A 14706-nucleotide genomic window follows, 5' to 3' on the forward strand; every position below is an offset into this window, starting at 1 on the left:
CTTGAAGTTGAAGGGAGATATGAATAACATGGCACGAAGAGGTTCCCGCAGCAATAATCTGGTTGTACCACAAGCAAACGCAGCTTTGCAGCAACTTAAATTGGAAGCTGCTCAAGAATTGGGCGTAACCATGCCTCAAGACGGCTACATGGGTAATTATACTTCCCGTGAAACCGGATCGCTTGGCGGATACATCACAAAACGCCTTGTGCAATTGGCAGAACAATCCCTTTCCGGACGCAGCAGCTTGTAATTATTACTTGCAATCTAACCCGAAGTGCATAGCGCTTCGGGTTTTTCGCCTGCCCATTATCCTCGGCAAACGGTGATTCTTAGACAAATTGTGCCCTAACGGCCGGCGCAGCGTCAAGATGGAATCACAATGGCAAATGTCACTGAATTGTCATAGAGATGGAACGAATTCCGGATGATTGCCAAACACTTTTTACCGATGATATGATAAACTTTATAGCGGAGGCAGTCTTCCTCCATAACGACAGATACAAGGAGGAACGTTAAGACGTGGAAAATCATATGAGTTACCAGGCTCCTTCGGATTCCGCAACACTGGCATCCGCAAGATCCACGCCTCCCGAAAAAGAGGGAACATGGAAAGATTTTATAACTGTGACGAAACCCGGAATCATCCGGTCTAATTTAATAGCGGCTTTTGCCGGATTCTGGCTGGCGTCCCGATGGGACATTCAATTTGGCTTAATGATCATGACGCTCCTCGGAACCGTGCTTGTCATGGCTTCGTCCTGCGTTTTTAATAACTATTTCGACCGCGATCTGGATATGAAAATGGAACGTACGCGCAACCGTTCGCTTCCGACCGGGCGTTTAACCCCAAAAGTAGTTCTGTGGTACGCCGTTATCCTGGGAGCTGTCGGACTAGCCGTATTGTTTATTTTCTCAGGGGTGCTGGCCGGCGTATTCGGTCTGGTGGGCATGTTTGTATATGTCGTAATATACACCCTGTGGTTGAAACGCACTTCGACCTGGAGCACATCCGTCGGAGCCATATCCGGTGCCATGCCGCCGGTCATCGGTTACGTAGCGGTTTCGGGAACCGTGGATATGGGCGCGATACTTCTGTTTGCGATGCTGTTTTTGTGGCAGCCTCCGCACTTCTGGGCGCTCGGGATTCGCCGTGTAGAAGATTACCGGGCGGCTGGCTTTCCTCTGCTACCCGTTGTCAAGGGCATTAAGCGGACCAAGTACCAAATGATTCCTTACCTTGTTTTGCTTGTTCCATTGCCTGTACTCATGTATAAATACGGGTATGCGGGCATGTTCTTTCTTGTCATTTCGCTGCTGCTATCGCTGGTTTGGCTATACCTTGCGCTTAAAGGTTTCCGTGCAAAGGATGATGCGGCCTGGTCCAAAAAAGTATTTTTATTCTCCATCAATTACCTGACCCTAAGCTTGTTCGTCCTTGTTTTGAATACCGTCCATTAAAGTAAGATGTTTTTTCTATAAGATGAAATAACGATCGATGGATAAGGGGAGAGGGACGTAATGAACACGCTGAAACGGTACAAATGGACGTGGCTTCTGCTGGCTGTCTGCGTCATTGCCGCAGGTTTTCTGGTTTCAAACGCTTTGGGTTTAGGAAAAAGCAAGCTGCCTGTCATGGGGCAGGTCGCCGATTTCACGATGGAGAATGTGGATGGCAAAACGGTGTCGAGAGACGATACCAAGGGTAAAGCACGGCTCATGTATTTTTACTTTACGAGTTGTCCGGATGTGTGCCCCGTTACAACTTTCTTACTGTCCCAGATTCAGAACGAGTTGAAGAAGGACGACCTTTTCGGCAAGGATGCGAAGTTCGTCTCCATTTCCTTTGACCCGAAAACGGACACCAGGGATAAAATCAAAAAATTCGGGGACCGTTTTTTCGCGGATTACAACGGCTGGTACTTCCTTCGGGGAGATCAGGAAGAAACCCGAAAACTGATGGTGGAATCTTTTAAAATCCCGCTGCTCGGCAATGACTCCACGAATTTCACCCATGGCAATCGAATCGCTTTGGTCGACCAAGACAACAATATCCGTAGAATGTACGATGCGGGAAATCCGGACGACGTAAAGATCGAAGAAGTCGTAAAGGATATTAAAAACTTGATTAACGAATAGACGCTAAAGCGCCGGCATCTGCTGCAGATGGCCAAGGCGCTTTTTTTGCGTTGAACGGCTGCTCTGATAAAGAGGGAAATTAATATTTCGAGGCGGGAGGATACATGATAAACTCCTCCAGGCCGGCCTTTTCAAGCTGGGAAATCAGGTATTCATCGGGTGTGCCTTCCACTCCAGCATACCCTCTGCGCGTGTAAATATGCCCTGCATCGGGAAAAACGTCCCGCAGAACCCCGCGGATTTTTTTGCCGGAGCTGTCATTATCCATAAACAGATACACTTCCTCATCCTTGATCTGGAGGCGAAGCGATTCCAGCTTGACGGTGTTCAGCGTTCCGAAAGTGCATAATATGGTAACATCCGGAGTCAGCAGCCGACGAAGGCGGCTGCGGTCATTTTTGCCTTCAACGATAATGTAAATCGACAAGTCAGTCACCTCTGTCATTTTCCGGCGTTTCTCTCCGAGATTCCCCGGGAAATGTTCCGACAGGGATATCGGCCTATTATGTATAGTGTAACTTGTCGGTACGGATTCATGCAAAACGAAAAAGCGGCCCCTCCTGGGAAAGGCCGCTTTACATATTCATTTATTAGATGCAGCTGAGAACGATGACCAACAGAATATATAATACCAGAATTAAACCGACCGAAGTATCAACCGGGTAACAATGTTTATGGACTTTACTCAACAGGATTCACCCCTCGTTTATTTTGTATCTTGGCGGTTCATTTGCCACACTGTATCATATGTGAAAACACCCATGCCGTTTGTGCATTGGCCTAATGCTACAGTTTTTGGCTTCGAAAGGAATTGCGTTTTCTCGTCAGGGATTGACTCCCGCAGGAAGCTCCAATGGAGAAGCTGCTTTCCGCTGCGGAAGTAAGAGCAAAACGATCATCAACAATACAAAGGCAACAAAATAGGGAGATATGCTGCCTCTCAGCTGCCCTGCGGCTATGGGACCCACAAACGAGCCTATGGACATGGCAATCGATTGATAGGAGAATACCCTGCCCAATTTTCCGCCTCCGCTCAGTTCAATGAACAGGGACGATAAAGCAGGAAACAGCAGACCTTTTGCAAGCCCCAGCACAAACAAAACGCCTACGAGCGGCAGGGATCCGGCCGCAGCCAACGCGTAAAAACAGAGGGCCAGGCCGAGAACGGCGACAGCCACTCTTTTTCCGGGCGCGAATCGGTTCAGAAAAAGCATGCTCAAGGTAACAAGCGCCCCCAGGCTTACCGCGGAGAACAGCAGGCCGGTAGACATGATGCTGGCTTGGCCTCCTGCCCGAAGCGGCAGCTCGAAGAACAGAATGCCCTGTGAGCAGGCAATCGCAAAAGGAATCAAATATAACCGCAGACTGAAAGGAAGTTTGCCGGACGTGTCGCCCTGAGCCGCGCTTGACGGATTCTTTGCGGAGTGAGCAGAGGGTTTGGGGACGGTCAAAAAAGCCATGATGCCGGTGAAAATGAGCAGCCAGCCCAGACTCTGGAAAGTTCCGGAAAATCCGGTTTTGGCAACGATAAACGCGCCGGCGGCCGGAGACAAAACGGAAGCCAGCGTATGGATGACTCCGTGCCCGGACATATATTTCCCCTGCGTGACTGGATCCTTGGACAGGGAAGCAAGCAGCGCAAGGCATGCCGGAGATAGAAATGCAAGCACGAATCCGCTGATGGAGCGGAGAATCAGAAGCTGCCAGGGCATCTGGACATGGGCCTGCATCAGGAGAATGATGCCGGCCGCAGTCAGGCTGAAAATAATGTAGCGCCGGCTGCCATGCTTATCGATCAGGCCGCCTGCAAGCAGGTTCCCCGGCAAGTGGGTAAGAGCATAGATGCCCATCATCCATCCGATGAAAGCCGGGGCGGCACCCAGCGAGATCGCGAACGGCGTAAGAACGGGATATTGAGCGTGCAGATCAAAAAATGCCAAAAACAAAAACATGTAAAGCCAAACCGCTGTTTTCACAAAAGCACCTCCTACCCGCACAAGAGACAGGTTATGTTCTACTTGTACGCCCCAAAGGTCAAGCTTATACCTTTAATTCCTAGACCAGGGTCTGGCTGACACCCATATGGGGAATCATGTATAATCAATAAGAACGGCTGTCCGTATCAGCCGTTATAGGCATGTCGATAGGAGTGAGATTTTTTTGGATACAGTGTTGGATACGCAGGTATGGTTGGAATTTCTGAAACAAAACTGGCTGGTCATCGCCGTTGCCTTGATTGTTCTTTTTATCGTGGTCAATCTGGTCAAGACGGTAATTAAATGGCTTCTGGTTGTATTGATTGTCGGGGGGCTGCTGATCTACAGCGGAGTAACCCTGGACCAGATTGGCGAAGTGGTCACCACCGTCAAGAATGAGACGGTCGATACCGTTAAAGCCGAAGTAATGAACCTGATGGTCAAGGAAGCAAAAGAAGCAAAATATACATCGAACGGTGACGGGACATTTACGATAAAGGCACCGAATCTGGAGCTGAAAGGGGAGAAGGGCTCTAAGGAAGTGGAAATAACCTTCAGGGGCGTCCCTATCGGCAAGTGGGACATGAACGAGACGATTCAGGAATACATCGATCAGGCCAAAAACAATACAGGCAGCTAACAGAGTCAGTCAGAAAGGGGGGGGTTCCATGTTTGCGGCTTGGAGCGACAGTTTGCGGGAGGGAAATGCGATTACCATCTTGCTGCTGTTCATCGTAGCCTTTTCTTTGATTCAGGGTTGGAGTCGGGGAGCTTCCCGCTCAGCCGGGCGGCTCGCTTTTTTTCTTGGTGACGCCCTGCTTCGCCTGATGGGGCTTGCCATATCCGTTCCGTTTACGCTGTGGCTTTCGCCCATAGCATCCTCCTGGCTGGAATCGCTGGGCAGCAGGATTCCCGAGCGGGAGCTTTCGTTCTGGGAGCAGCTTTATTATACGGCAGTCAACTCCCTGGCTAATTTCCCGCTGCTCCGTTTTGCGGTTTTGTTTATGATCAGCTACAGTTTGATTGTTTTTATTCTGCGGCTGTTGATATCTTTAACCATCGGGGGACGAATCGGATTGTTCGGGACGGGGCAGGAACGGCCGGCGACGATCGTCAGCCGGTTTGCGGGAGCAGGCATAGGCGTGCTGATGGGAGCCGCGCGCGGCATCATCGTCATTGCGGCGCTGTTCATTTGGGTCAGCCTGAATCCGAATAGCCCCTTCAGCCGTTATGTGGAGGCATCGCCCGTTTATCGTCAGGGCGCCCAGGCCGTTATTGAGCCGTTGTCCGGCTCGCTGGTAAGGGAGAAGCTGCCGGTCTTTACCCAATCGGTGCAAAAAGAGCTCAACGGAATCATGCAAAAGAAATACGAGGTCATTGACCACGCGATTCCGGAGGGCATCGAACAGACGGCGGCCCATGTCGTGAAGGGAGCCGAAACGGACGAGGAAAAGGCCCGCAAGCTTTATGATTGGGTAGGCACCCGCGTATCTTACGATTACGATAAAGTAAAGGTATACGAGGAACAGCGGATATGGAAAGAGCAGACGCCTCAGGATACTTACGATACCCGTACCGGGGTATGTATCGATTACGCCAGGTTGTACGCCATGATGGCCCGTTCCCAGGATTTAAAGGTTCGGGTCGTGACGGGAAGAGGTTATAACGGCCAAGGCGGATACGGTCCCCATGCCTGGAACGAGGTTTATCTCCGGGAGAAAAAACAATGGATTCCCCTCGACCCGACCTGGGCGCAGAGCGGAGACTGGTTTAATCCTCCCCGTTTCAACGAAACCCATATCAAAGAACAGGTATTTTAGGATGACTAGCAAACGGCAGTTTTTAACGAATGACCATAGCTGTTTATAGCAGCCCCAATAGGCATTTTATCGACTTCTTAAGGCAGTCTTTCTTTAGAGAAAGGCTGTTTTTTTGAGAATTCATACAACTTGGAAAAAATGCTATCTTTATTCGAGAAAGGTCGAGATGAACCTGGCATATCGTTTGTGGTAAGATGATCTTATGTGAAAGCAGTTAAAAGGGGAGAAGCTTAAGGTGAAAGGTTTTAAGCCGGGCAAAAGGAAACCGGATGAAGGAGACGCCGGTAGTCAATTTAATCTGAGGATTAATTTGTTCTTTTTCAGTACGTTTATTATATTTTGCGTCATTATTATCCGGCTTGCGATCTTGCAATTTGTGGAAGGGCCGGAGCTTACGGAACAGGAAACCGGGGGCCAGACCAAGAATTTCCCGCTGGAACCGATCCGGGGCACCATCTTTGATGCTGCCGGAACGCCGATCGCGTATTCCAAGCCTTCCAATGCGCTGTACGTGACTTTGCTGAAGAACTACAACAGCAAGGACGAGAAGGGATTAAAAAACCGCCCGGAAATCGAGAAAATAGCCAAGGATATTGTTGCCGTCTTTGACAAATACGGCGATGGCAATCCCGATAACAAGAAGACATATGACGATGTCATTAAAGAGCTCGATCTGGACTCGCAGAAGCAGCACGGATATGAGCCAAGGCGGATCAAAGGGGATTTGACCGACAAAGAGGTTGCGTATTTCATCGAAAACAAGGATTTGTTTCCGGGCATCGAAATTGTTGAGGAAAACATCCGATATTACGACAAGGATACGGTAGCGGTTCAAACCATCGGATACTTGAAGAAATTCCAAGGCGTTAAAAGTATCGATAAGTATGCCAATATTGATCGGAAAAACAAAGATCAGAAAGATCCCGGCCTGAGATACACCGAAACGGAACGGGTCGGCGTGGACGGTATGGAAATGCTGTTCCAGAACGAGCTTCGGGGCAAAAGCGGATATATGAGCATACCGATCAATCCGCAAAACATGATTGACGGCGTGCCGATGATGGTTCCGCCGGAGAAAGGCCATAATGTCTACAGCACGATCCATAAGGAAATCCAGCTGAAGACGGAGCAGGCGATCGTGGATCATCTCAAGTGGCTGCATACGACCCCGTTTTCGGGTAGAACCCATCCCGAAGCCAAGACCGGTTATGCGGTCGCGATGGAGGTGGATACCGGAAACGTGGTTGCGATGGCAAGTATTCCGGATTACGACCCCAATGTGTGGAAGGACGGCACGGATGATTGGAAAAGTGTAGAAGCGTATATGGGCAACGGTACGATCTCTCCATTCAACAGCGGCCGTTCAGCAAGAGGTCTGGATTCCATTCCGTGGCTGGGCTCGACCATCAAACCGCTGAGCGTGCTGATCGGGCTTAATGAAAATTTGTTCGGGACGAACGATTATTATTTTGACCAAGGCTACGCTCAGATAGGGAGAGATACCCGCAAGATAAGAAACTCGGGTAGTAAAGTTCTAGGTCAGATTGATCCGGCAAAAGCGATCGAAAAATCCTCGAACGCCTTCATGATTGACATGGTTGGTGAAAGACTGTTTAAAAAGTACGGTGCTAAAGGTATAGAGGTATGGGACAAATATATGAAGCAATTTGGATTGGGAGTCGATACGGGGGCGGGACTACCCAGGGAATTTAAAGGGAAAATTGACTATACGAATGTTAAAGCGGCAGGGAGTCCTATGGCGGCCCTTTCCTTTGCTTCATTCGGACAATCCGGAGGTTACTCCACGCTTCAGCTTGCCCAATATACGGTTATGCTCGCTAATCGGGGCGAACGGATCAAGCCTCAGTTGGCTAGCAAAATTGAGAGCCAGGACGGCAAGGTGGTCAAAACCTTTAAGCGCCAGGTTCTGAATAAAGTGGATATTCCTGACCGGTATTGGGACGAGGTTATACAAGGGATGAACACCCAGGGACTTCTTTCCTTCGATGGATTCGGTTATGACTTCGCGCGGAAAACGGGGACATCCCAGATGACCATTTATGACAAGGGTAGAAAAATCGACACGGATAATGGTGTCTTTATCGCCTTCGCGCCGCGCAAGAATCCTAAATTGGCGGTGGCCGTCATCATCCCCGAAGGCGGTTATGGCGCCTACAGTGCTGCTCCAATTGCCCGTAAAATCTTCGATGCCTACGACGAGGTGTACGGATTGGACGGAACCCCGCATCCTAAAAAGGCCGAGACCACCGAAGACGGCGAGGCAAATACGGTGAACACACCTTAATCGGGTTAGAGCAGCATCGAAATAGCAGGCGGGACATCCCCGCCTGTTTTTTTATTTCTCGCAATAACGTTGACGTCTCTCGAGGAAGGACGACGGAATCGGTTTTGCTTGCCTACCAAAACACGGCCAAAACTTTCGAGAAGGTGCCGCTGTTTCAATTTGCCGCATTATACGAGTTAAGCTGCCTTTCCGGAGTGATTGTGTCTTTTCTTCCAAATCGCGGCATTTGGCTTCTTTTTCATTTGTGGTAAAATGGCGTTATGTCTAATCAAGAGAGCGAAACAAAGAGGGGGATCACCAATGAATCGTAAATACGGGCTGTTGGCACTGGATATGGACGGAACGCTGCTTCGGGACGATCAAACCATCTCGGAGGAAACGGTAAAATGGATCAAGGAAGCGGTTCGTCAAGGCGTCCACGTCTGCTTGTCCACCGGCAGAGCCTTCAAAAACGCTTATCCGTACGCACAGCAGCTGGAGCTGACGACGCCGATGGTTACCGTGAACGGCAGCGAGGTCTGGCGTGCGCCATACGATTTATACCGTCGTGCCCTGCTTGACGTGAAGCTTGTGCGGCAAATGCATGATTTAGCGGTTGAAACCGGCTCCTGGTTTTGGGCGTATACAGTAGAGCAGGTGTACAACAAGAATACCTGGGATGAACATATCGATATCGAAAGCAACGAGTGGTTGAAGTTCGGCTATCATACCGAGGATGACGAAATCCGCCATCATATTTTGATGTCGCTTCAAAACATGGGCGGGCTGGAAATTACCAATTCGTCCCCGCATAACCTGGAGATTAATCCGCTGGGCGTAAACAAGGCGGTGGGCATCGGGCAAGTATGCGAGCTGCTTGGCCTTGAAATGTCCCAGGTGGTTGCCTGCGGAGACAGCCTGAATGATCTGGCCGTTATTCAGGCCGCCGGATTAGGGGTTGCGATGGGCAACGCCCAGCAGACCGTCAAGGATGAAGCGGACATCGTCGTTGCGGGAAATAACGATGACGGAATCGTCGAGGTTATACGCGATTATATTTTGCGCGGGGAGTGATTCATAGGTGGATGTACTCGGCTGGATTATCGTTATTGCCCTTTTCGTGGTGGGCATGGCCGGAGCCATATACCCGATCTTGCCGGGAGTGGTTGCCATATATCTGGGGCTGTTCGTGTACGGCTGGTTCTTTACGTTCGGGCATTACAACGTATGGTTCTGGATTATCCAGACTCTGATTCTTATCGTTTTGTTTATAGCGGATTATGCGGTCAACGCCTGGGGCGTCAAAAAACTTGGCGGCTCCAAAGCATCCGTGTGGGGAAGCACCATCGGATTGATCATCGGTCCTTTTGCGCTTCCTCCTTTCGGGTTGATCATCGGCCCGTTTATCGGGGCATTGATCGGGGAGATGATGGCCGGCTCGCCTCCGGGGAAGTCGGTGAAGGTCGGACTGGGCTCGGTTTTGGGCTTGTTCAGCAGCATTGTGGTAAAAATCATTTTACAGCTTGCGATGATTATCATATTCTTTATATGGATTTTTTAAAAATTTCAGAAACCATGAAATTCATTTATGTTTCCGATATTTCTCGCAGAAACACGGCCGTCTTTTGAGATAGGACGGCGGAGTTGTTTCTACTTGGGCCGAAACAGCTGCGAATACGGCGCCTTTCGGAAGAAAGAAGGGTAAGGATTTGTCAAAGAAAGAATCATTCATCAAAGGTACGATCATCTTGGCGGCGGCTGCCTTGGTAGCGCGGGTACTGGGCCTTGTTCAACGGATTCCGCTTGAGCACATGCTCAATGACATAGGGGATTCCTCCTTTACGATTGCAAATAACGTCTATTTGATGCTGCTCGCCTTGGCGACGGCAGGCATTCCGAGCACGCTGAGCAAAATGGTATCCGAAAGATATGCGCTGAACAAACCGGCGGAAGCCAAACGGGTGTACCAGGCGGCGCTTATATTCTCGGCAGGGGCCGGCATCGTAATGACGCTGCTCCTTTACTTCGCGGCACCTTATTATGCGACGCATGTCACCAAAGTGCCGGAATCGGCCGCGGCGATACAGGCGCTTGCGCCCGCGCTGCTGCTGTTCCCGACCATTGCGATGATGCGGGGCTATTTCCAGGGAAGAAACTTTATGACGGCCGGCGGGGTCTCGCAGATCGTCGAACAGATCGCCCGGGTGGTAACCGGCATTGGCCTTGCCTATGTTCTGGTTCGTCTCGGGTATGACGATACATGGGTAGCGGCCGGGGCTTCCTTTGGCGGCGTGCTTGGAAGCTTGGCAGCATTTGGCGTCATGATCTTTTTTGCGATTAAGCTGCGCCGCCAGGACCGCAAACTTCAGCTTCCTGGGCCGGATACATCGATTCCGCTCGGCGGCATCTATAAAGCGATTTTTACGCTGTCGATTCCGATCGTCTTGTCGTCGCTGACGGTTCCGGCGGTCAACTTTATCGACGGTTCCATCGTAAAGCCGCTGCTGAACGGCGTGGTTGGTTCCGATGAGGCGACAGCCGCCCTTGCGGTGCTGGGCACCCGTGCGCAGAGCATCGCGGGAATCCCGCCGATCCTCGCGATCGCGCTCAGTCAATCGCTTATCCCGATTATTTCGGCGGCTTACGCGAGGAAGGATCAGGAGCATCTGCAAAATCAGGTGACGATGGCGCTCCGCATTTCGATATTGACGGGCATGCCGATCGTGATTGCGCTGGTGGCGGCCTCTTACTCCGTGAACGGCCTGTTATTCAGCTCCCTGAACGGCAGCGGAATTATCGCGATGCTTACGTTCGGCACCATTTTCCAAATCACGATGATGACGTCGGGTTCCATCCTGCTCGGCATCGGGAAAGCCAAAGTTTCGATGGTGCATGTCATGATCGGGATTATCGTTAAATTGGGTGCGAGCGTCCTGCTTGCCCCGCTGTTCGGCATTTACGGGATCATCGGGGCTACGTCGCTATGTTTCCTTTTGATCACGGTGTTGAATATCCGGGCCATTAAAATGATCGTTCCGTTCTCCATTCTGGGCACCCGGTGGACAGGCTTTTCCATTACGGTTCTCGCCGGCTTGGCGGCGGGTTACGGAATGAATGAGCTGGGCAATCAGTTGGTGGGCCTTATGCCTGCCCGCCTTGCCTTCCTTATCACCTGCCTGTTGGTGGGGGCCGTCACCTCGGTTATTTACGTGCTGCTTCTGGTCGTGTTCGGCGTTCTTCGCCAATCGGAGCTGTCAAGCTATCCGCGGGTACTGCAAAAGCTGTTCCGTCCGCTCATGCGTCTCCAGCCATCCCGGTTGAGGGAACGGGGTTAAAACGAAACGATTACACAAAAAAGGCTTCTCTCCGGGTCTGATCGGACTTCGGGGAGGAGCTTTTTTTGGTTTATCGCGGCTAATGCTTTCCAACAAAAACGCCGTCATCTTTACCATCATTCCAGCCATTCGCGTCCATCATGGGCCATAGAAGTTCTCTCCAGCGCAGAGCGGTGGGCATGCGTCATATCGAAAAGAAAAGGCCGAACGGGTTTGGTCAGATGCCTGAGCATGGTCGGTTCTTGAAACCAGTCGTAACGGGGAATCGGCTCGTATTCGGTGTCGCGCCATACCTGTTCCACCTTGGACTGTACATCCGGTTCCCTTCCGGAAGCCATTCCCATTGAAGGAGCTCCGAGCTTTCATTCGGAGTGTCCAAGGCATTTTTTCGGCGGAAGGTAAACAGGGCCGGCCAGTATTCCTCCCGAGATCCAAGGTGTGGGGAACAGTGCACGAATTGAAGGACGCCCTGAAAAACGGCGTCGTACCCGAACAGCATGGCATATAGCGTTTTTCCCGCCTTGATTCGCGCGGAGGGATCGGCAAAATGGTTCATCGTGATCCCGGTCAGAGGCCGAAGTGGAAGGATCGACTCCTTGAATAGGTCATGTCGGCAGTTGCTGGACCCCAACGGAAAAATAACCTGGTTCAGGCGGCTCATCTCATACAACCGGAGCGAAGGGTGCCTCAAGACATTTTGCCGGAAATAAGGATGCCGTACGACGCGTCCCTCGATATAGTTCTGTTCATTAATGATCAATGCGACGGTCAAAAGCGAGCTGCTTCGGTCCATCCAAAACCGTTCCCAGAAAGGCGTCATAAAAGCGGACACATGAAAATGAGGCAGAAGATGAAAACAGCTGCGCTTCAGTTCCCTGCTGTGTTTATAGAGAAGAAGCTGAGGGTAGGCGTCCTGAAAAATAAGGGCATTGCATCGTTCAAGGAACCGGTACATATGCTCTTTGAATCGGCTGTCGGTCAGATCGGACATCAGGCCGCTTTTCAGGTCGGTCATATTCCATCCGGCGTTGCGGGAAACCATATGGGCAAGCAAAGCCCAGTGAATCTCCGGGTACTCTTCGTAAAATGCAATATAAGCCCGCGTCCTTGTAATATTGCTTTTATTCGCTTCGGTTACGGCTTCATGAATCCGCTGGATCAGCAGGTGATCGGAAACGGGAAGCTCGTCCGGACTTCTCCCGGAAATTGCAGTCCCATCCGGCTTCGCGGAAATTCCTATTCGTTCCCGGCGGCATCCTTCCGCCGTTTTATAAAGCTGGCATGTAATGCTTCTGACGGCGCCCTCATTCCAGGCCAGAACCCGCTGACGGCGGCGAAGCTCGCCGGATGACAGCCATGCTGCGGCCAAACCGCTGAAAACTTCGCCTGCGGCCCGGGGGAGCGACCTTAGCAGAGACCAGAGAGAACCGCGGCGGATCCTGTGCTCCCGGGAATATCTCATGAAGGCACCTTCTTTCCGTTCGTCTATGATTTCAATCTAAGTATGGCTCTAAAATTTGACTTCCACTCAACATTTTGCTTCACTTAGGGAGAAGGAATTCAGAGGAAAGGAGAGATTCCCATGGAAAAGATTGCTTCAGAAGCTGAATTTCAGGTTTCGATTCAGTCGCCGAGATTGACGGTAGCCGTATTTAAAGCGGACTGGTGCGGCGACTGCAAGTTTATCGACCCGTTTATGCCGGAAGTGGAAACCAAATATGCCGACCGGTTGACGTTAGTTGAAGTGGATGTCGACAAAGTGGGAGACGTCAGCCAAGAGCAGAACATTTTGGGCATTCCAAGCTTTGTGGCCTACACCGACGGACGCGAACTGGTACGTTTCGTCAATAAGCTGCGCAAATCCAGAGAAGAAATCGAGTCTTTCCTGGATCGGGCATTAGAGGTTTACCAAGCGATTCACAAGTAAAATTGTCACACCGCCAACCGCTTTTTGCGGGCGGCGGTGTTTTATTTTTGAACATTTTGTCACAATCGGTCTATGATCAAAGGCTGTCCATCAGTTATAATATATGTTGGACTTTATTCTAATCTTATCAAGAAACCGCGAATGCTATGTTTTGATATTACGAATACGGGCAGCAGGTGAAAATGTTGAATAATAAGCAATTAAAATGGCTCAGCTACATCACATGTCTGGTCATGTTCCTGGCTACCTTTGGAGGCATGGTTGTGACAAAAACAGATTCCGGCATGGGCTGCGGACAGGAGTGGCCGCTCTGCAACGGGAAGTTTGTTCCCGCTTACACGGTGTCCTCGATGATCGAGTACTCCCACCGGGCCGTTAGCGGCATGGCCGGATTGTCGGCACTGGCTTCCCTTATCGCTTTTTGGGCATATAAGCGGGACCGACGCGATCTGGTGACGTATTCGGTTTTGACCTCGATTTTTGTCGTTCTCCAGGCGATCATGGGCGCAATGGCGGTGATGGCCCCGCAATCGGCGGCTGTCATGGCGCTCCATTTCGGTTTTTCCCTGATTGCCTTCGCAAGTTCCGTTATGCTCGCTCTGGGGATGCGCAGATTGGAAAGGGCCAGGGAACCGAAAGATCTTGAACAGCTGCCGAGAGTCGGCAAAGGGTTTCGGAATCTGGTATGGGGGACGACCCTCTATTCCTATATCGTCGTATACATCGGAGCCTTTGTCAGCCATACGGATTCAAGGGAAGGCTGCTCTGGGTGGCCGCTGTGCAACGGCGAGGTTATTCCGGAGCTGACCGGCGGCGTGGGCATCGCTTTCATGCACCGGGTGGCTGCAGCCCTGCTGCTGCTGGTCGTCGCCATCATGGCTCATTTTGCTTTCTGGCGTCACCGCGAGAACCGCGAGGTTCAAATGCTGGGAGTTTCGGCTGTGCTGCTCTGCTTGATGCAGGTATTGAGCGGCCCGCTGCTGATGGCGACGCTTCATAACGACGAGATATATATTTTTGCAGCCTTGGGGCACACGCTGTTGATATCCGCGCTCTTCGGGGTACTAAGCTACTTAAGCGTACGGGTATGGCAGCTTAGCCGGCCTTTTAAGGCGATGCCTCACGATGAAAGGGCTGTTCCGTACCGGAAGAGCGTATAGATCCCGAAAAACAAAACCATCATCTTGCAAAGTCCGCGACATTTCCCGTTCGGGGACTTTGTTTT

The 14706-nt window shown here is 51.0% G+C and carries 14 protein-coding genes; 11 read left to right on the forward strand and 3 right to left on the reverse strand.

Features of this window, described 5'->3' with window-relative positions:
• Window positions 1–28: 28 nt before the first annotated feature.
• The 3 genes from XI25_RS28070 (at window position 29) to XI25_RS28080 (ending at window position 2139) form a co-directional block, all read left to right on the forward strand.
• Window positions 29–253, forward strand: coding sequence for an alpha/beta-type small acid-soluble spore protein (locus XI25_RS28070; RefSeq protein ID WP_046681443.1), 225 nt, complete (start codon window positions 29–31; stop codon window positions 251–253).
• Window positions 254–522: 269 nt separating this feature from the next.
• Complete coding sequence (gene cyoE, locus XI25_RS28075) at window positions 523–1461, forward strand: heme o synthase (protein WP_046681156.1); 939 nt, start codon at window positions 523–525, stop codon at window positions 1459–1461.
• Between the two features lie 60 nt (window positions 1462–1521).
• Window positions 1522–2139: an SCO family protein gene (locus tag XI25_RS28080; protein ID WP_046681157.1), complete on the forward strand. Its 618-nt coding sequence runs from the start codon at window positions 1522–1524 to the stop codon at window positions 2137–2139.
• Window positions 2140–2218: 79 nt separating this feature from the next.
• Here the strand turns inward: XI25_RS28080 and XI25_RS28085 are convergent, their stop codons facing one another.
• A complete protein-coding gene (locus tag XI25_RS28085; RefSeq protein ID WP_046681444.1) occupies window positions 2219–2566 on the reverse strand; it encodes a toprim domain-containing protein in 348 nt (115 codons plus the stop codon).
• 397 nt (window positions 2567–2963) lie between these two features.
• Entirely contained in the window at window positions 2964–4115 is a 1152-nt protein-coding gene (locus XI25_RS28090; RefSeq protein ID WP_046681158.1) for an MFS transporter, read from the reverse strand.
• A 196-nt stretch (window positions 4116–4311) separates the two neighbouring features.
• On the opposite strand from XI25_RS28090, the gene XI25_RS28095 reads away from it, so the two are divergent.
• The 6 genes from XI25_RS28095 (at window position 4312) to XI25_RS28120 (ending at window position 11554) form a co-directional block, all read left to right on the forward strand.
• Window positions 4312–4755, forward strand: coding sequence for a hypothetical protein (locus XI25_RS28095; RefSeq protein WP_046681445.1), 444 nt, complete (start codon window positions 4312–4314; stop codon window positions 4753–4755).
• 28 nt (window positions 4756–4783) lie between these two features.
• Window positions 4784–5935, forward strand: coding sequence for a transglutaminase domain-containing protein (locus tag XI25_RS28100; RefSeq protein ID WP_046681159.1), 1152 nt, complete (start codon window positions 4784–4786; stop codon window positions 5933–5935).
• 235 nt (window positions 5936–6170) lie between these two features.
• Entirely contained in the window at window positions 6171–8240 is a 2070-nt protein-coding gene (locus XI25_RS28105; protein ID WP_046681160.1) for a peptidoglycan D,D-transpeptidase FtsI family protein, read from the forward strand.
• Window positions 8241–8540: 300 nt separating this feature from the next.
• Window positions 8541–9293: a Cof-type HAD-IIB family hydrolase gene (locus XI25_RS28110; protein ID WP_046681161.1), complete on the forward strand. Its 753-nt coding sequence runs from the start codon at window positions 8541–8543 to the stop codon at window positions 9291–9293.
• Window positions 9294–9300: 7 nt separating this feature from the next.
• Window positions 9301–9780, forward strand: coding sequence for a DUF456 domain-containing protein (locus XI25_RS28115; protein ID WP_046681162.1), 480 nt, complete (start codon window positions 9301–9303; stop codon window positions 9778–9780).
• A 148-nt stretch (window positions 9781–9928) separates the two neighbouring features.
• The gene (locus XI25_RS28120) at window positions 9929–11554 is read left to right on the forward strand and encodes a putative polysaccharide biosynthesis protein (RefSeq protein WP_046681163.1); all 1626 of its coding nucleotides are present in this window, start codon (window positions 9929–9931) and stop codon (window positions 11552–11554) included.
• A gap of 217 nt (window positions 11555–11771) precedes the next feature.
• Here XI25_RS28120 and XI25_RS28125 read toward each other — a convergent pair whose 3' ends face one another.
• Entirely contained in the window at window positions 11772–13016 is a 1245-nt protein-coding gene (locus XI25_RS28125; protein WP_235440480.1) for a DUF2515 family protein, read from the reverse strand.
• Window positions 13017–13136: 120 nt separating this feature from the next.
• On the opposite strand from XI25_RS28125, the gene XI25_RS28130 reads away from it, so the two are divergent.
• Together XI25_RS28130 and XI25_RS28135 are read left to right on the forward strand one after the other, a co-directional pair.
• Window positions 13137–13481, forward strand: coding sequence for a thioredoxin family protein (locus tag XI25_RS28130; RefSeq protein WP_046681164.1), 345 nt, complete (start codon window positions 13137–13139; stop codon window positions 13479–13481).
• 185 nt (window positions 13482–13666) lie between these two features.
• Window positions 13667–14641 (forward strand): COX15/CtaA family protein, encoded by a 975-nt coding sequence (locus XI25_RS28135; protein WP_046681446.1) that lies wholly within the window; start codon window positions 13667–13669, stop codon window positions 14639–14641.
• Window positions 14642–14706: the final 65 nt, after the last annotated feature.

Origin of the sequence: Paenibacillus sp. DMB20 (assembly GCF_000987955.1) — a bacterium.
In the GTDB taxonomy this organism is placed as follows: Bacteria; Bacillota; Bacilli; order Paenibacillales; family Paenibacillaceae; genus Paenibacillus_AQ.